Origin of the sequence: Clostridium sp. D33t1_170424_F3, from assembly GCF_015667585.1 — a bacterium.
Classification (GTDB): Bacteria; Bacillota; Clostridia; order Oscillospirales; family Acutalibacteraceae; genus Anaeromassilibacillus.
The window spans coordinates 50,448-65,544 of record NZ_JADPEG010000011.1 but is presented as its reverse complement, the minus strand read 5'-3'; the positions used below and the strand labels follow the sequence as shown (position 1 = coordinate 65,544).

Here is a 15,097-nt window from a genome sequence, read left to right as displayed (position 1 = left end):
AATATTTTGCACTTCTCCGTATCAGACATAGGCCGCGTACCGCTCGCTGATACTCTTTACCCAATCGAGGTCGAACCGGTCGAGGTAGGTGCTGTATGCCTGCGCGTAGCTGTTCCACCACCAGCCCCGGCTTTTCAGGGCGACGTGGAGCTGCCGTTTGCACTTCAACACAAACTTGATGTAGTACCGGTCGCCCTCCTTGTAGGCGGTGAGGTTGTCGTCCTCAAAAACCGCCTCTTTTCGGACCTCTCGGACCTCTCCGGCCTTTGAGCGGAGGTACAGCTTATAAATGCTGCTGTTTTTGCGCCAGCGGTATTTCGGGAGCATGGTCTCAAAAAGCTCGATAAACTTTGTGTTATCAGCGAACGCGAGCTCCATCAGCTTGTTTGTGGGGTCCAGCTCCGGCCGCTGGTCGCGGAACTCGATGTCCTCGAGGAGGCCATCGGTTTTGTCGTCCGGTATAGCGGAATGTTTTACCTGCTCCCGTATACCGCCAAACCATTCGTAAAAATCGTGTGAGGCTTTGAGCACTTGGTCGCCCTTGTCGAGCCTCTTGGAGTTATAATTCGCCGGTCCCGCAACCATGACGCTGACGTGCTGCGCCTCATAATTCAGGACAACCGAATACCGCTTGTGCAGCTCTTTGAGGAGCTTTTCTTTCCGGCTGTCCGCAATAGGGAACTCAAGAACCTCTTGGCAATAGGCGAGGTATGAGGCGTTGCTGTTGTCCCCACGGCCGCCGTTGAAACTGTTAGAATTGGCCCGGTGAATAAGCTCCGGGTTCAAAGGGATAATTTCAGGCATTGTTTGCTGCCTCCTTTCAGTGTGTGGCTGTAACGAGGAGTTTTTCAATCTCCTCAATGGTGTCCGGGAGAGGGGCGGTTTTTCGGTTCATTCCGTTGCGCTCGCCGAGGCTGCCTTTTTGGTAGCTGTCGTCGGTTTCTCCCGTCTCGTAATGGATGATATAACCGCCATTTTCATTGTGCATTGGTACGAGGTGAATGGAGCGCGTCGTCTGTTCTGTAATGCTCCGGCTCATATCCTCTCGCAGGTAAATTGAGGTCGCAGACCTCAAGCCAAACGGACCGTAAATCTCCCAAGAGAGGCCCGCGCGGGCGGCGAGAACCGCCGCAAGCGGCTCTACGATACCCTTTACCCAGTCCACGCCAAAAAGCCTCTCACGACGTTTCTTGAGCCTCTCAATCTGCGCCAGCCGTGCCGCAATTTTCATATCAATGACTTCACGCTGTTTTTCGTTCTCGCGCTCTTGCTCGTTAAACCGTTCTATGATGTCAAGCATGGTCCAGCGCCTCCTCGCCAATATCGACGCCGTGCTCCTTGAGGGCCTCGCGCCAAATGGCCTTGACCTCCGGCGTACAGTGTGCCATAGCGTCGGCCCACGTCGGCCAGCGTCCGTGTTGGTCGTAAAACTTGTATTGATAGCAAAGGCTATCTCGGTTATGCGGCTGCTCCGGGTCATGCTTCACGGCGCATTCCGGGCAGGTGCCGGGAGGTGTAGAGCCCAGCAACGTCATTCCGTGGTCGTCTTTCAGGTGTCCCATAAAAATCCTCCTATCTGCTCCGATAATCCTCCCACGCCATCGTGAGGACGGTGGAAGTCTCTCGCAGGCGGCTAATAATGGCCTTAATTTTCGTATCATCGTGTCCTTTCGGCGTGAGGGCTCGAACGAGGTCCGCGTCTCCATAGTTGGTCGTGATGATGGTGGGCTTCATATCCTCGTATCGGTCGTTGAGAATGGAATAGAGCGTGCTCATGCTCCAATCTGTGCATTGCTCTTTTCCGAGGTCGTCAATGATGAGGAGGTCCACATCTTTGTAGGCGCGGAGTACGTCGTATTCGCTGATTTGTCCATCATCGAACGCGCGCTTGATGTCCCCGAGGAGGTCGCTCGACGTCTTGCAGACGACCGGTATGCCTTGTTCGATGAGCTGCAATGCAACGGCGGCGGCGAGGTGTGTCTTTCCCGTGCCGTTGCTGCCCTCTATGTAGAGCCCTGCGCCAGTGGGATAGATGGCTGCAAAATTGTCCGCGTACTCTTTCGCCGCTCGGTAGCAGCGTTTCCGAGCTGCCGTGTCCGTGATAAAATTATCGAAAGTCCGTTGCTGGAATCTCTTTTTAATGCCGCTTTTACCGAGGAGGCGCTCAATCCGAGCCCGCTTTCTGGCGCGTTCAGCGTCGAGCTCCTCTTGGCGCTTTTTACGTTCTTGTTCGGCGTCATAATCCTCCCAATGCTTTTTGGCCTGCCCGCATGTACAACGCATGGGGTACATGAACCAAATCGCTACTGCTCCGTCAAAGATGAGGCCCTCATGATAGAGGGTAGCTCCACAATATTCACATTTGACCGGCTCCGGCGGAGGGTTCCTACAAGGGATATTCCGCTCGAGAGCTTCTTTGCTGGTAATCTTGCTGCTATTCGTCTGTTCCGGGCGCTGGCTTGAACCCGGCGCTTGGACGGAACCCGCTGCTCGGCCTAAAATCGCTCCTATCTTCTCCATCGTGTGGACCGCCTTTCTGTGTTGTGGTATCGTATTCGTTCTCCCATTCGCGCCCATTTAGCCAAGTCGCCGGGTGTGGGGTCCAGCGCGGCTCGCGGAACCTGCTGTCAAGCCTCTTGGCGTCCTCGACGGCCTTGATGATTTTCTCCGCCAGCTCGTCGTCGGGGTCAATTTTGGCCCATGCCTTTTCCGTCTCTCCAATCGCAACCTTTTTGGGGTATGCGTGCCAGAACCGGTTAAATCGCTCCTCCTGCTTTTTCGAGAGGCTGCTCGGCTTTTTCCGCCGGGGTTTCGGCGCGGTCGGAGGCGGTGTTCCCGCTCCCTCGTCGGCCTCGTCCGGTGGTGTGCCGGTTTCTCCGCCGCGCTCGTCGATTTCATCGAGTTTCCGCCCCGATAACTCTCCCAAAACCGGCTTAATGGGCGCTGATACCGTCCTCTTGGAATACATGTTTGAGAGGTTGTCAACGAGGTTTTGGCACCAAATAATCTGTGCGCCCTCCCATAGCTCTCTGTCGATTTTCCCCATGTCTACAAGGGCCTCGAGAATGGCGTTTGCTTTTTCCTCGTCCACTTTCATATAGGCGACAAGGTAGCGTTTATTGCCGTTCTCGGCGCAGTTGTAGCAGTGGCCGTTGCTTCGGCAAAGCAGCTCGAGGAGCTTAAACCAAAAAGCATATCCGTCATTTCCCCAGCCGTCCTCAAGAATAAACTTGGTCCGGCTGTCGGAGGTCCCTTTGGCATAGTGCGGGAACCAATCCGCTGTTTGTTTCTGTGGTCGTCCCACTATTGCACCTCCAATCCGGGCTCCGGGGCTTGCGCCCCGGCTGCCCGCTGATTTAGTCATAAATAATCTTGCTGCCCTCTGCCGTCTTAACCACGTCCACGCTCTGCGGGAACCGCGCTTTCATGCTCGGGTCGTGCGTGATTGCCATAACCTTGAGGCCAGCGTAGCGCGCCTGTATGGCCTCGAGGGCGTCGCAATACGCCTGAACGCCGGGGCCGTCGAGGAACGGCGGTTCGTCGATGAACAAGAACCCGAGCTGCACTCCCGCCTTTGTGCTCTTAATCTCCGAGAGGGCAAGAATGACAGAGAGCGCCGCTTTTACGCGCTCGCCGCCGGAGCGGCTCATGTACGGGAGGGGGCCGGTTCCGGCGTCGTTGATGATGATGTCGAGCGCCGTAACCTCTTTTTTGTTATTGCTCTTGAGGACCTTTTCCGTGACAAGCTCCACGCTCATGCGCCCGCCGGACATCTGCCCGAGAATATTGGTCGCCGTGGCCTCAAATACCGGAATAATGGTCCTGATGATGTTGTGTGGTATGCCGTCCTGTGAAAAAGCCCTTTTGAGCTCCTCGTATCCGACCGCCGTCTCGGAAAGTTTTTCGGCCTGCTGCCGGAGCTCGTTCATTCGGTCGGCGGATTTTTTGTGTTCCTCAAGCTGGCGCGTAATTGCTCCAATACTCTGATTGAGCTCTTGCAACCGACCGCGCAGGGCGTTAATTTCCGCCTCTACGGCCGCGAGCTGCGTCTTGTAGCCGTCCGCGCCGGTCGCTGCTTCAATCTCTGCCGCGCGCTCTGCCTCTGCGGTTTTGAGCTCCTCCTCATATCTGTCAATCTCCTGTAAGAGCTCGAGAGCCCGGTTCTGCGCCGCGACTTTCCGCTCGAGGGCGGCCGGTAGGAGCTTTTCTTTTTCGAGCCAAGGCTTCTCGGCGGCGAGGTCCGCCGCAATGGTAGCGTGCCGGTTGGCGGCGTCGGCCGTCTGCTGCGTCTCGGATATAAGGGCCTCATACCGTTGTTCGAGCTGCCCGATTTTCTCCTCCGTGGCGCTGCGTCTGCTTTTCAGCTCCGCGAGCCGTTCGTCCACGTTCTTAATCCGCTCTTTGTAGAGCGTCATGGAGGAAAGTTTATCGACAATGCCCTTGAGAGAGGAGAGAACGGCCCTCTTTGCCATCAAATCGTCCGGGCTATATGAAATCCCGTCACGGGCTTCAACGGCAGAATTGAGGCGTTTCTCGGCCTCTGCGAGGGCCTGCGCCTGTTCGGCGTCCCACGCCTCGAGCGCCGCCTCCTCGGTGGGAATGGCGTCGCGCGCGGCAATGGCGTCCACAAGGAACTTGCACGTTGCCTCGGCCCCGAGTGGGCAACCGCTATCATCGAGGAGGGTCGCCTTGCTCTTGAGCTGCTGAATGGCGAGGGCCTTGCTCCTGCGCTCGGCCTCCGTCCGGGCTTTGAGCCCTGATAAAGCGCGTTCGGCGACGTTCACGGCCTCTGTGGCGCTGATGTACTCGGCCGCGCTGGCCTCCATGTTCAAAATCTCGGCCGAAATGGTGTCATACTCCGCTTTTTTCTCGGTCAGCGCCGGTTCCTCCGAAACTGCCTTTTCATAGGACGCGCGCCGCTCTTTGAGGTTCAGTGCCTCACCGTCGATGTCGATAAGCTCACATTTTGCGGCGTGGAGCTCATTCTCAACCCGGTCGCATTCCGCAATTTTGGCGTCGTGCTGGCCCTTTGCTGTTAGGAGCCCGCGCTCCTGTTCGAGCAAGCTGTTATACCGCTCAATGTGTCTCTTGATTTCCGGCTCCTGTCCGAGTAGCGCCTCCGCGCTGCTGGCGGCCGCGTTCTGCGCCGCGAGGGAGCCCTCTGCGGCCGTTTTCCTCTGCCGGGTGTTTTCTATTGCCGAGCTGATTTTCGCCGCTCTCTCGGCCGCCTGCTGCGTCTGATTGAGCTTCAAGCGGATATTGTCGGCCTCAACGGTCTTTCCGTCGATTTCCCGGTTGAGCTGCTCGATGTCCGCCTGCGCCTGTTCGGCGTCTCGCTCAAGCTGCCCGGCGTCCGGTAGGCCCCTGCCGACCTCCTCGAGCGTGTCGTTTACCTTGCGGAGCTCGCGGTTGGTCCGGGTGGCGGCGTCGCTCGCTTTGTCCTCCATAATGCCGTAAATGGCAAGCCCGAGGATATTCCCGAGGATATTCATGCGGGCCTCTTTGTCGGCCTGCAAAAATAGGCCGTACTGGTCCTGCATGATAAGGGCGCACGCCTTGAGCGTGAGGCTGTCCATGCCGATTGTGTTCTCAATTTCCGCCTGCGTGTCGCGGTATCTCTCCCGGCTGCGGTCCGTCCACTCGCCGTCTACGAGCTCCGCGAGGTTGAGCGTCGCCTTGCCGCTTTTGGCGCGGGTCCGGGTGACGCGGTAAAGCTGCTCGCCGAGGCGGAACGTGAACTTGATAGAGCCGCTGCGGGCCTCCGGGTCGTTACAAATCCAGCCGGTGAGGTCGCCCTCGCGCGGCTCCTCGAAAAGGGCGTCGAGCATGGCGTCCATAAACAGGCTGCTCTTTCCTGCGCCGTTTTCGCCGTTGACGGTGCAGAACCGAATGCCGTCGTAGCTGAACCGCTCCTCGCGGTAATTCCGGTAGTTTTTAACCTCGATTTCGACCGGCATAAAGAGGCCGGTTTTCTTTTCGGTGAGCGTGCTCTCAAGCGCCTCGGCGATAATCGGCCGGGCGAGCTCGATGTACTCCGCCGCCTTTGCCGGGTCCACGCCGGTTTCCTCGAGGTATTCCCGCAGGTTATCCTCCGGTGTGTTGTCGGCTCCGAGGGCGTTCCGGTTGGCCGTGACGGAGATTTTCTCCGGGGTAATCTCCTGCACCCAATACGCTCCGGCGTTGTAAATCACGCTTTCCAGCAGGGTCTTGTTGAGCGTCTTGTTGCTCTCGTCGGTGCAGTTGTAGAGGACGCGGACGATTTTATTCTGAATGAGCTGTCCGGGCGTAAGGTTCGAGTAGATGGCCTCCGCGCCACCGCCGTTGAACGCCGAAATATCCTGCTCGTCCATTCGGATTGTGAGGAACTCCCGGCTCGGCGTTTCAATAAACCGGGAGGAGACGCGGCCGTATTCGAGCTCGTGGATATAGAACCCTCGCTGTTGGCCCTCGTCGTTGAAGTTGAGCCCGAAAATGCTACCGCAGTAGAACGTGTTGAGACAGCCCTCGAGTTGCTGCGGCCTGTGAATATGCCCGAGACAAACGAGGTCAAAGTCTGCCGCCGCCAGCGTGGCGGGTTCAATGACGGGCTCATACTGTGCGAATAGCTGTGTCTGTCCGCTCTCCGTGTTGGCTCCCGTTACCGTGAAATGCGTGGAGAGGATAGAGGGAACGGCGTCGCTGCATTGTGCCTTGAGCCCAATAATCATCTTGGCAAGCTCCGCCGTGAACATCTCGTTTTCCTCCTCTTTCGAGAGGCCGGGGTGGCGGGCTCGGTAGTAGCCCCTGTCAAAGCCGGGGAGGGCGGCCACTTGGACCGCCGTTCCTCCGCCGTAGGTTTTCACCGCATACACGCCGGGCTCATCCATGATGGTGACGCGCTCATCGCCGGTGAAGTAGGTGCGGAGCATATTGAACTGTTCCTCGCTGTCGTGATTTGGCGTTCCGCGCAGGACGCATACCGGCGCAACCGCCGCGAGGCGCTTGATGTAACCGATGGCAATGCGGGCCTCTCGGAGCCCTCGGTCGCTCCAAACGCGGGCTTGGTGAAACACGTCGCCGGAAATGATGATGATGTCCGGTTCCTCGTCGTTCGCCGTGGCCGCGAGCTTTTCGAGGCACTCCTCGATGTCTTTGAGGCGGGCGTTCTCTCCGTTTACCTCCGGGCCGGGAAAAGAGCCGATATGCCAGTCCGCCGTATGCAAAACCTTGATTGTCATAGCTGCGCCCTCTCTCTTTCTTCCTCGCGCTGGTGGTCCATGCACAGCGGGATATTAAACTTTTCGATTGAGTAGCTTGAAACGCCCTTTGTGAGCTGCTTGCCGCAAACAACGCACTTGTCGGGGTCTACCTCTTTTGCGTGTCCAGCCTGTTCGTTCTGCTGCGCGCGAGGGGCGGCGGCCGGTGCGGGTTCCGGCTCCGGCGCGGCGTAGGGCTGGCCGATGGGTTCGTCGTGGGCCTCGTGGCCGTCTCCGTCGTCGTAGTCGTCGTCAACATAGATTGTCTTGCGGGTCTTATGGCTGCCGTAGATGTCGTCGGCTGCTCCGAACATTGCCTTTACCGCCTCCGCTTTGACGTCCGGGTTGTCGAGGTTCGGAACGAGGTATGCTACGACAAACGGCTTTTTGAACTCCTCAATGAGGTAGGTCCCCTTGATTTGCATGGCCGTCCGCAGCGCGCGGTTCAGGGCCTTGCTCTCGCACATTTCATTTCGGAACTTGAGGAACTCGGCGCGTTGTTTGTCGCTCATGCCCTCCACAACGTCGTCCACGAGGATTTCCTTGTGCGCTACGACCTCCATATCCTCTCCGGTGAGCTGCGGTACGCTGATACGGACCTCGTATTTTACGTCCTTATTCGGGCAGGCCCCGCAGCGGACCGGCTTTCCGATGGCCGCGTTCATATTGGCGCATTTCTGACAGGTGGACGGGATAACCGGACGAGAGGAAAGGATTTTAATGCCTGCGGCTCGCATGAGTTTTGTGAGCCCTTTTTTGGTGATGGAATAGCGCGCCGGGACGGCAGGGTGCGAATAGCCGTCTCGGTCCGTCCAAGCCTTTTTGGCTTTTTCCTGCTCGTAAATCTCCTTGTCATTGAGGTCCGTTGAAATCTGTACCACGTTCATAACCGGCTTTTGAATGTCCGCAATCTCCGTCACCGTCTGCATGGGGACGAGGAGATTGTACTGGCTAACCGGGTATTGCTGCGTAATAGCGAGTGAATTGCTCATTGCTGCACCTCCGTCTTGACTTTTGCTCTGGCGTGAGGTAAAATAATGGTGCTGATATGAGGGGCCGTTTCCGTAATGGGACGGTCTTTTCTCATGCCACATTTCCCGCACGCTTGACATATTGGATTTTCCGCAACCTGCTTTTCGATTTCCCGCTGCAACGATAAGGCGAGCGTGTAATCTGAAAAGCGGTCACTTTGTACGATTTCCGAAACGAGTATTGCAAGGTACTCGCCGCCGTGGTCCGTACCCTCGCGGCTGTTTATTCTCTCGAGCTTACGGCGGGCGTAGGGCTCTGCGCGCTCGAACTCCTCCGGCGAGATGGGCCCGCCGAGGTAATGCTCGGCCCGCGCCCGCAGGTCAAGCAATAGCCCCTCTGGCCGCGAGCGCCGCCTCGATGGCCGCCGCCTCGTCTTTTTGGCCCAAATGGTAGAACCCGTAGCGGCCGTCTCCGATGGACGCTCTCACGCCGTCATAGATACCGCTGCTGTCCCGGTAGATAATGAGCGCGGTGTTCGGGTCTGTGCCAAGCTGCCCGGCCGCCTCTGCGACAACGGCCTCGATATTGTTGGTGACGCTCATGCCGCCTGCGTCGAGGTCCTCGATAACGATGATGTTCCGGCCGTCAACAGTCCGCAGGTGAAAATCGAAATCCGAGCGCCCGGCGGTCGTGTGTTTCTCTCTCCCGGCGTCGCCCTTTGGCGCGCGGGGCTTTCTTTTTCCGGGGAGGCTGTTGCCGAATGTCTTGCGGTAGCAAACTGCTCCATAGCCAGCCTCGACGGCCTGCGGGTTTTTGAGTACGCGGTGGCAACGTCCGCAGCGGCTCCCTCCGGTGGTAGTGGTGTTCGTCATGGTAAATCCTCCTTTTTCTGCGGCTCCTCAAGCTGTTTGAAAAGCCAGTTATGGTAGATGTGGTATGCAATCGCGGCGACGGCTAAAATCAAAAACCACTCGCCGCCGACGGCGTTATATCCTCTCTCCCGGTAAGCTGCCGGGAGCGCCCAAAGCGAAACGGCAAAACCGGCTCCGGCCGCAACAAGAACCTCCGAGAGGAAAAGAATTGCGATAGCTGCGTATCTTTCGAGCGCCCTGCGGGGTGCTCTTTTTTTGCGCAATCCGGGCGCGGTCGCCTGCCTAACGTCATTCATCGGGGAACTCCTTTCTCTCAAGCTCGTCTATCCTCGCTATGACGCGCCGGGAATATTCCGTCTGATAGACGCCTTTTTCCCATTGCTGCTGCGCGCCGTACTCGCCCATGTTATAGGCCATGAGAACCATGTTCGGGTCCTCGTACTTTTCAAAGTAGCCAGAAAGGATATAGAGCCCTGCGGTGATGTTGTCCTCCGGGTCGAGAAAGTCCTCGACGCCGAGCTCCTCCTCGAGCCACTCGTGATTGCAGGTGTTTATCTGCATGAGGCCGTAGTCGTTGGTCTTGCTGATAACCTCCGGCCGGTAGCCGCTCTCATTTCCAATGAGCGCAAGAGCAAGCTCAAACGGTACGCCGGTTTCCTCGCAGGCCTCGTATAGATAACCTTGCAGCTCGTCCGACATCGGGACGTCATAGAGCGGCGGCTTGTCCACTGGCTTTGTTTCCTCCGCCACAGGTTTCGGCTCCGCTGCCGGTGACGGCCGCGCCTCTGCCGTGGCTGCTGGCAGGCTTGTCCAATCATGTTCCGAAATAACGGCCGCCTCCGGCCCTGTGGCGCTCGTCAGCGCGAGCGCGTTCCCTGCGATAAACACAAGGGAGGCGAGCAAGAGAACGGTTGCCGTTATCTCAAATCTACGTTTCAATCGGTGCATGGCGTTGTAGCCGTAGCTGCGGAAAATTGTTCGAGTGCCCGGCGGGCTATCCGCTGCAAAATCTGCTCAACGTCCTCTCGCGTCCTGTCGCGGCAGTAATCGTCGCATATCTTGACGCGGGTGTTCCCGATGGAAAACTCGGAGACAATATTGCCTGTCTCCGCACCTGCGGCCATAAAAACACCTCCTTTTCCAGTTTATTTCGGCCCTAATTTGTCCTATTACCAAATTGTTTGCGGTAGTAGAGTTTTAGGGCCTCTATGCTTGCGGCCGTGTCGTCCAGCCGCTTGAGAATGTCCTCCATCTGCGGCTTTTCTTGTTCGCTGATTACGCCATCGGCGCAGATGTTGATAAGGCTATCCTTGAGGGCGGGTATGCTTTGCAGCGCAGAAAGAAGCTGCAACGTGGACCGCTCGAGCTCTTGGAGTTGTACTGGCCGGACCGTGTGAACACCGAGCGGACACATGTGCGAGCAGAAATGATTGAGCAGCTCCGGCGCATTGTAGGCATCCGCAAGGATAAGGACCTCCTCTGGGTGTGGGTTGATGGTCCCGAGCTCTATGTAGGCGAGCCGCGTCCGGTCGAGGCCGGTAATTTCTGCGGCTCCCTCACGGCTGTTGAGCTTGTCGTTCCACGTTGCCGCTGCCATTCGTGCCTCATAAAAGACGTTGCCCGCCGCTTTCGTCGCCATCTTGGGCATATATTTTCGCCTCCTTTCGACCTAAAATGTAGACAAGGCAAGAGAGGGGGAAAGACGCGAAAAGAGCCAAATAATCACTCTGCGCGACGCGAAACGGGGCTTTTGTGGGTAAAAAAAATGTCGTCCCTGTCATAGCCGAGCTTGCGCTTGATTTTCAGGCTCACTTTCAGAGAGGGGTCCTTTTCGCCAGTCTCGATTTGCGAGTAATGGCTGCGGGAAATCCCAATCGCCTTTGAGAATGTCTCCTGCGTGTAACCGGCCGCTTCACGCAGCTTCACGAGCTTTTCCCTCACGTTTTTCACCTCCTTTGCTGCCCCTTATCGGGGTATCTAACGACATTATAGCTCCTAAAAGGGGCGAAGTCAATCTTTTTTCAAAAATATTTTTCAAAATGCCGATTATCGGGTCAAAGTGTTCCTTAAAGGGGCAAACTATGTTATGATATATTTTTAAGAGAGGCGGTGCCAAAATGAAACGATTTTCCGATAGAATTATATCTCTCCGAAATGAGCGGAGAATAACGCAGACGGATTTGGCGAATGTCATAAACAAGCAGCGTTCTACTGTGTCCGGCTACGAAACGGGAGGAAAAGAGCCGGATTATGATACCCTGTGCAGGCTGGCCGAATATTTCGATGTAACGGTTGATTATCTCCTCGGCCGCGACGAGGAGCGCAAGCACGCGGACGTGGTGTTCCGCAACGACAACACCAATTTCAAGAAGCATTACGACGCGCTGCCGCCGGAGCTCAAACCGGTCGTAACAGAGATATTCGACGACTTCTATGTGCTGCTGAACCGTGATATGCGGCAAGGTCGGGCGGAGCGCCTGCGCCTTTACCGCGAGCTTATACACAAGTTGCAAGCCTCCCGCGCAGAGATAAAGAACTATATCGAAAGCAACGGAGGCAATATGGAGCCGCTCTTTTTATCCGAGCTTATGGAGCTGCAAAACGCCTTTAAGAACGAGGTGTGCGCTATCCTCGACCAAATTATGCAGGCGGACCTCGATTATGTGCTCAATGTTAAAAAGGGTTCGAGCGATACATTGTCAAGAAAGAGCGCAACATAATCTATGTTGATTTTAGAGAGAAGCGGTAGCCGGTTATGCGTTCTCACGCTTCCCTCCGCTCTCTCAACGGGAGGAGGTGCTTTATGTGCTCCCTTTCTCTGACGAGTATTGCATGTACTTGAGAAAATCGCGGGCCGACGCCGAGGCGGAGGCGCGCGGTGAGGGCGAAACGCTCGCCAGACACGAAAAGGCGCTGCTTGAGCTCGCGCGGCGGCAGCGCCTTAATGTTACTCAAATCTATCGGGAGGTCGTCTCCGGCGAGACGATAGCCGCCCGTCCGGTCATGCAGCAGGTCCTCGATGAGGTAAGTCAAGGCCGGTGGAAAGGCGTGCTCGTGATGGAGGTTGAGCGCCTCGCTCGCGGCGATACAATGGACCAAGGGCTTGTAGCGCAGACGTTCAAGTTTTCTGATACTCGGATAGTTACCCCGATGAAAACCTATGACCCAGCCAACGAGTTTGACGAGGAGTATTTCGAGTTTGGCTTGTTCATGTCGCGCCGGGAATACAAGGTTATAAACCGGCGCTTGCAGCGCGGCCGTGTTGCCTCTGTCAAAGAGGGGAAGTACGTCGCAAATCAACCGCCATACGGCTATCTCCGAAAAAAGCTCGAGCACGAAAAAGGATTTACCCTTGAGCCGCACCCGGAGCAGGCCGATGTAGTCCGCATGATATTCGAGCTCTACACGCTCGGCGAAAAGCAGGAGGACGGAACCTATAAGCGGCTCGGCGTCTCGTTGATTGTGCGCCGCCTGAACGCGCTGAAAATCCCGCCTCAAAAGGGCGGGAAATGGGTGACGGCCAGCGTGCGGGATATTCTCATCAACCCCGTGTATATCGGCAAGGTACGCTGGAATTGGCGGCCTGCGGTGAAAAAAATGGTTGATGGGCAGGTGGTAATTGAGCGGCCCCGGTCAAGCATAGAGGAGTGTGTAATTGTGGACGGCCTGCATGATGGTATAATAGACCCGGACGTATTCGCTGCCGCGCAGGAGAACATCAAGAAAAATCCGCCGCGCCCGGTGGGCGAACGAAACGTCGTAAAGAACCCGCTGGCCGGGCTCATCGTCTGTGGGAAGTGCGGCCGTCGAATGGTCCGCCGCCCCTATGGTAGCAAAAACAAGGTAGATACCCTCATGTGCGCTGCGACGTCTTGCGATAATGTCTCCGTGGCTCTGCATTTCGTGGAGGAGCGGATTTTGGAGGCGCTGCGTGAATGGCTGAACGACTATCGGCTTCAATGGGAGCTCGGCGTCGCGCCCCGGAAAAGCTCCCTCGTGCAGCTCAAGCGTAAGGCCCTCAAAAAGCTGGACGCGGAAATAGAGACGCTCGAGGTCCAGCGCGGCAATGTGCATGACCTCCTCGAGCAGGGCGTGTATGATACCGAAACATTCCTTGACCGCGTGCGGGAAATCGGGGAGCGAATGCGCCGGGCGCAAGAGGACCGGGCTGCCGTCGAGGCTGACTTGCAGCTTGAGGAGGTCCGGGAGGAAAGCCGCCGCGAGATTATTCCAAAGGTGCAGCGCCTCCTCGATGTCTACCAAGAGCTCCCGACACCGAAAGCAAAAAACGACCTCCTCAAGGAAGTCCTCGAAAAGGTCGTCTACGTCAAGGAAAACAATGGCCGGTGGCATAGCCCGCCGGACGATTTTGAGATTACATTGTACCCCAAATTGCCTCAAGCATGGGAGAAATGACTGATAACCTGCGTGTGCAGACGAACTGGCTCACCTGGAAATGGTCAGCACGATCGTGTATCAGCTAACCCGCAATTTGTCCACAGAAGACATTAAAAAGGCCGGATTTGATACGTATTTTGTAGACCACACCACCGCGGTATATCCGCAAGCCGCAAGCGGAGAACCGTTCAGCGCCAATATGTTTGCCGTTACCGGCGATCTGCTCGCAGATTTGCATGAAGACTTGTCCGCTGAACAAAAAGCCCGCCTGACGTATGATAATATCCTTCGTTACGCAGATGATCCTGATGTACGCGATCCAATCAAGTTCCTGCGCGCACGCGAAGTTGTGCATTACCAACGTTTTGGTGAAGCGCTACGAATTGCAACAGATAATTTGAACTCTAAAAACTTCTACGCGTTCAACCCAGAGTTTGATAGATAAAAAGCTTCTTAGTTGATTAATGATGATCCCAAATTGAAAAGCAAAGGATAACGTTATAAAGGTCTAATCTTTACAGTGAGCTTTACTATTGAAAATGATACTCACTAAAATGCCCTTCGGATATTCTGAGTATTTCAACCCACAGGTCCGCACGGAGCCTGACAGGTTATGTGCAATCGAAAGAGCAAATGTAACCCATTTAACCCATGAGTTCTCAGAAAACATGAATACAAAGGCCTCGCCATATGACGTGGCCTTTGTATTTTAACCATGGGCTCGCACGGAGCCTGACCATTCGCAAATATATAAAAAAGGGAGAGTTTGGAGATTTCAACCCACAGGCTCGCACGGAGCCTGACAGAGAGCCTTATTCCAATACCGGTAAACGAATAAATTTCAACCCACAGGCTCGCACGGAGCCTGACTTTGTGAAGATTGGGCCTCTCTTGAACTGAACGAATTTCAACCCACAGGCTCGCACGGAGCCTGACTTCCCTCTCTTTTGATCTGTCTATATTATACATTATTTCAACCCACAGGCTCGCACGGAGCCTGACAATGGTATATTCTCCATATTAAGCTGAACGTCAAGATTTCAACCCACAGGCTCGCACGGAGCCTGACCCGCAGTAACCGTCAAAAAGCCGGCTTAAAAATGTAATTTCAACCCACAGGCTCGCACGGAGCCTGACAGCAAAAGTATCTAACTATCACCTTCTTTAATAATGCAACTTATACATATATCCAATTTGTCTCTACTCTTTCAGCAAATTGAAACTTCCCATCTCGCCCGTAATTTTCTAGTACAGACTCAAAATTCATTTTTATCAGTGCGAATCTCCCTGCATTTTTATGTTAGCTTCCGATTCGCACCGGCTGTTCTCACACAATTAAAGGTTCCGTGACATCAAAAGATGGTTTTGCCCCAACATGTTCTACTTTTGTTTTATAGTTGTTTCCCAAATAATAAAACCGGAGGCTATCAGTTTTTGGGTCGATCAGAATTTCCAGTTTATGCTGTACCTCCTTGCATTTGGCCGCATCCAGTATGCACTCAAAAACAGAGTTTTGCACTCTTTGTCCATAGTTGACGCATTGTTTTGCTACTTTGCGCAAACGTTTTTTTCCTGCCGGTGTTTCCGTGTTGACATCATATGTGATCAGTACCAACATTT

The 15,097-nt window shown here is 55.4% G+C and carries 18 protein-coding genes and 1 CRISPR repeat array; of the genes, 3 read left to right on the top strand and 15 right to left on the bottom strand.

What is annotated here, in order from left to right; all coding sequences use genetic code 11:
* Nucleotides 1-21: 21 nt before the first annotated feature.
* The 14 genes from I4V53_RS08875 to I4V53_RS08810 form a co-directional block, all read right to left on the bottom strand.
* Nucleotides 22-804, bottom strand: a complete 783-nt coding sequence (locus I4V53_RS08875; RefSeq protein WP_195985338.1) for a hypothetical protein — start codon at nucleotides 802-804, stop codon at nucleotides 22-24.
* Nucleotides 805-820: 16 nt separating this feature from the next.
* Entirely contained in the window at nucleotides 821-1,300 is a 480-nt protein-coding gene (locus I4V53_RS08870) for a hypothetical protein (protein WP_195985337.1), read from the bottom strand.
* Nucleotides 1,293-1,562: a hypothetical protein gene (locus tag I4V53_RS08865; protein ID WP_195985336.1), complete on the bottom strand. Its 270-nt coding sequence runs from the start codon at nucleotides 1,560-1,562 to the stop codon at nucleotides 1,293-1,295. The genes I4V53_RS08870 and I4V53_RS08865 overlap by 8 nt, the downstream gene beginning before the upstream one ends.
* A 10-nt stretch (nucleotides 1,563-1,572) precedes the next feature.
* The gene (locus I4V53_RS08860) at nucleotides 1,573-2,283 is read right to left on the bottom strand and encodes an ATP-binding protein (RefSeq protein ID WP_195985335.1); all 711 of its coding nucleotides are present in this window, start codon (nucleotides 2,281-2,283) and stop codon (nucleotides 1,573-1,575) included.
* A 151-nt stretch (nucleotides 2,284-2,434) separates the two neighbouring features.
* Nucleotides 2,435-3,304, bottom strand: a complete 870-nt coding sequence (locus tag I4V53_RS08855) for an LvrA C-terminal domain-related protein (protein ID WP_195985334.1) — start codon at nucleotides 3,302-3,304, stop codon at nucleotides 2,435-2,437.
* 52 nt (nucleotides 3,305-3,356) lie between these two features.
* Nucleotides 3,357-7,217 (bottom strand): exonuclease subunit SbcD, encoded by a 3,861-nt coding sequence (gene sbcD, locus I4V53_RS08850; protein WP_195985333.1) that lies wholly within the window; start codon nucleotides 7,215-7,217, stop codon nucleotides 3,357-3,359.
* Nucleotides 7,214-8,227 (bottom strand): hypothetical protein, encoded by a 1,014-nt coding sequence (locus tag I4V53_RS08845; protein ID WP_195985332.1) that lies wholly within the window; start codon nucleotides 8,225-8,227, stop codon nucleotides 7,214-7,216. The genes sbcD and I4V53_RS08845 overlap by 4 nt, the downstream gene beginning before the upstream one ends.
* Entirely contained in the window at nucleotides 8,224-8,595 is a 372-nt protein-coding gene (locus tag I4V53_RS08840) for a hypothetical protein (RefSeq protein ID WP_195985331.1), read from the bottom strand. Before I4V53_RS08840 ends, I4V53_RS08845 begins: the two co-directional genes overlap by 4 nt.
* The gene (locus I4V53_RS08835; RefSeq protein WP_195985330.1) at nucleotides 8,588-9,079 is read right to left on the bottom strand and encodes a DUF6011 domain-containing protein; all 492 of its coding nucleotides are present in this window, start codon (nucleotides 9,077-9,079) and stop codon (nucleotides 8,588-8,590) included. Before I4V53_RS08835 ends, I4V53_RS08840 begins: the two co-directional genes overlap by 8 nt.
* Nucleotides 9,076-9,375 (bottom strand): hypothetical protein, encoded by a 300-nt coding sequence (locus I4V53_RS08830; RefSeq protein ID WP_195985329.1) that lies wholly within the window; start codon nucleotides 9,373-9,375, stop codon nucleotides 9,076-9,078. Before I4V53_RS08830 ends, I4V53_RS08835 begins: the two co-directional genes overlap by 4 nt.
* Nucleotides 9,368-10,027: a transglycosylase SLT domain-containing protein gene (locus I4V53_RS08825; RefSeq protein ID WP_195985328.1), complete on the bottom strand. Its 660-nt coding sequence runs from the start codon at nucleotides 10,025-10,027 to the stop codon at nucleotides 9,368-9,370. Before I4V53_RS08825 ends, I4V53_RS08830 begins: the two co-directional genes overlap by 8 nt.
* On the bottom strand, nucleotides 10,015-10,203 hold the full coding sequence (locus I4V53_RS08820; RefSeq protein ID WP_195985327.1) for a hypothetical protein: 189 nt from the start codon (nucleotides 10,201-10,203) through the stop codon (nucleotides 10,015-10,017). The genes I4V53_RS08825 and I4V53_RS08820 overlap by 13 nt, the downstream gene beginning before the upstream one ends.
* Before the next feature lie 32 nt (nucleotides 10,204-10,235).
* A complete protein-coding gene (locus I4V53_RS08815; RefSeq protein ID WP_195985326.1) occupies nucleotides 10,236-10,727 on the bottom strand; it encodes a helix-turn-helix transcriptional regulator in 492 nt (163 codons plus the stop codon).
* Nucleotides 10,728-10,801: 74 nt separating this feature from the next.
* Nucleotides 10,802-11,020 (bottom strand): helix-turn-helix transcriptional regulator, encoded by a 219-nt coding sequence (locus I4V53_RS08810; RefSeq protein ID WP_195985325.1) that lies wholly within the window; start codon nucleotides 11,018-11,020, stop codon nucleotides 10,802-10,804.
* A 176-nt stretch (nucleotides 11,021-11,196) separates the two neighbouring features.
* Between I4V53_RS08810 and I4V53_RS08805 the strand changes: the two genes are divergently transcribed.
* From I4V53_RS08805 to I4V53_RS08795, 3 genes are all read left to right on the top strand, one after another.
* On the top strand, nucleotides 11,197-11,799 hold the full coding sequence (locus I4V53_RS08805; RefSeq protein WP_195985324.1) for a helix-turn-helix domain-containing protein: 603 nt from the start codon (nucleotides 11,197-11,199) through the stop codon (nucleotides 11,797-11,799).
* Nucleotides 11,800-11,911: 112 nt separating this feature from the next.
* The gene (locus I4V53_RS08800) at nucleotides 11,912-13,495 is read left to right on the top strand and encodes a recombinase family protein (RefSeq protein WP_195985323.1); all 1,584 of its coding nucleotides are present in this window, start codon (nucleotides 11,912-11,914) and stop codon (nucleotides 13,493-13,495) included.
* Nucleotides 13,496-13,520: 25 nt separating this feature from the next.
* Nucleotides 13,521-13,922: a manganese catalase family protein gene (locus tag I4V53_RS08795; RefSeq protein ID WP_353616503.1), complete on the top strand. Its 402-nt coding sequence runs from the start codon at nucleotides 13,521-13,523 to the stop codon at nucleotides 13,920-13,922.
* A gap of 327 nt (nucleotides 13,923-14,249) precedes the next feature.
* A CRISPR array of direct repeats spans nucleotides 14,250-14,614; the repeat unit is 32 nt; unit sequence ATTTCAACCCACAGGCTCGCACGGAGCCTGAC.
* 190 nt (nucleotides 14,615-14,804) lie between these two features.
* Here I4V53_RS08795 and cas2 read toward each other — a convergent pair.
* Nucleotides 14,805-15,095 (bottom strand): CRISPR-associated endonuclease Cas2, encoded by a 291-nt coding sequence (gene cas2, locus I4V53_RS08790; RefSeq protein ID WP_195985321.1) that lies wholly within the window; start codon nucleotides 15,093-15,095, stop codon nucleotides 14,805-14,807.
* Nucleotides 15,096-15,097 lie beyond the last annotated feature (2 nt).

Excerpts from the sequence above, each read along its gene's own strand:
- I4V53_RS08825 (WP_195985328.1), bottom strand. The coding sequence starts at position 10,027 with ATGCACCGATTGAAACGTAGATTTGAGATAACGGCAACCGTTCTCTTG.
- I4V53_RS08835 (WP_195985330.1), bottom strand. The coding sequence starts at position 9,079 with ATGACGAACACCACTACCACCGGAGGGAGCCGCTGCGGACGTTGCCAC.
- I4V53_RS08860 (WP_195985335.1), bottom strand. The coding sequence starts at position 2,283 with ATGCGTTGTACATGCGGGCAGGCCAAAAAGCATTGGGAGGATTATGAC.
- I4V53_RS08875 (WP_195985338.1), bottom strand. The coding sequence starts at position 804 with ATGCCTGAAATTATCCCTTTGAACCCGGAGCTTATTCACCGGGCCAAT.
- I4V53_RS08870 (WP_195985337.1), bottom strand. The coding sequence starts at position 1,300 with ATGCTTGACATCATAGAACGGTTTAACGAGCAAGAGCGCGAGAACGAA.
- I4V53_RS08830 (WP_195985329.1), bottom strand. The coding sequence starts at position 9,375 with ATGAATGACGTTAGGCAGGCGACCGCGCCCGGATTGCGCAAAAAAAGA.
- I4V53_RS08805 (WP_195985324.1), top strand. The coding sequence starts at position 11,197 with ATGAAACGATTTTCCGATAGAATTATATCTCTCCGAAATGAGCGGAGA.
- I4V53_RS08820 (WP_195985327.1), bottom strand. The coding sequence starts at position 10,203 with ATGGCCGCAGGTGCGGAGACAGGCAATATTGTCTCCGAGTTTTCCATC.
- I4V53_RS08815 (WP_195985326.1), bottom strand. The coding sequence starts at position 10,727 with ATGCCCAAGATGGCGACGAAAGCGGCGGGCAACGTCTTTTATGAGGCA.
- I4V53_RS08800 (WP_195985323.1), top strand. The coding sequence starts at position 11,912 with ATGTACTTGAGAAAATCGCGGGCCGACGCCGAGGCGGAGGCGCGCGGT.
- cas2 (WP_195985321.1), bottom strand. The coding sequence starts at position 15,095 with ATGTTGGTACTGATCACATATGATGTCAACACGGAAACACCGGCAGGA.
- I4V53_RS08865 (WP_195985336.1), bottom strand. The coding sequence starts at position 1,562 with ATGGGACACCTGAAAGACGACCACGGAATGACGTTGCTGGGCTCTACA.
- sbcD (WP_195985333.1), bottom strand. The coding sequence starts at position 7,217 with ATGACAATCAAGGTTTTGCATACGGCGGACTGGCATATCGGCTCTTTT.
- I4V53_RS08845 (WP_195985332.1), bottom strand. The coding sequence starts at position 8,227 with ATGAGCAATTCACTCGCTATTACGCAGCAATACCCGGTTAGCCAGTAC.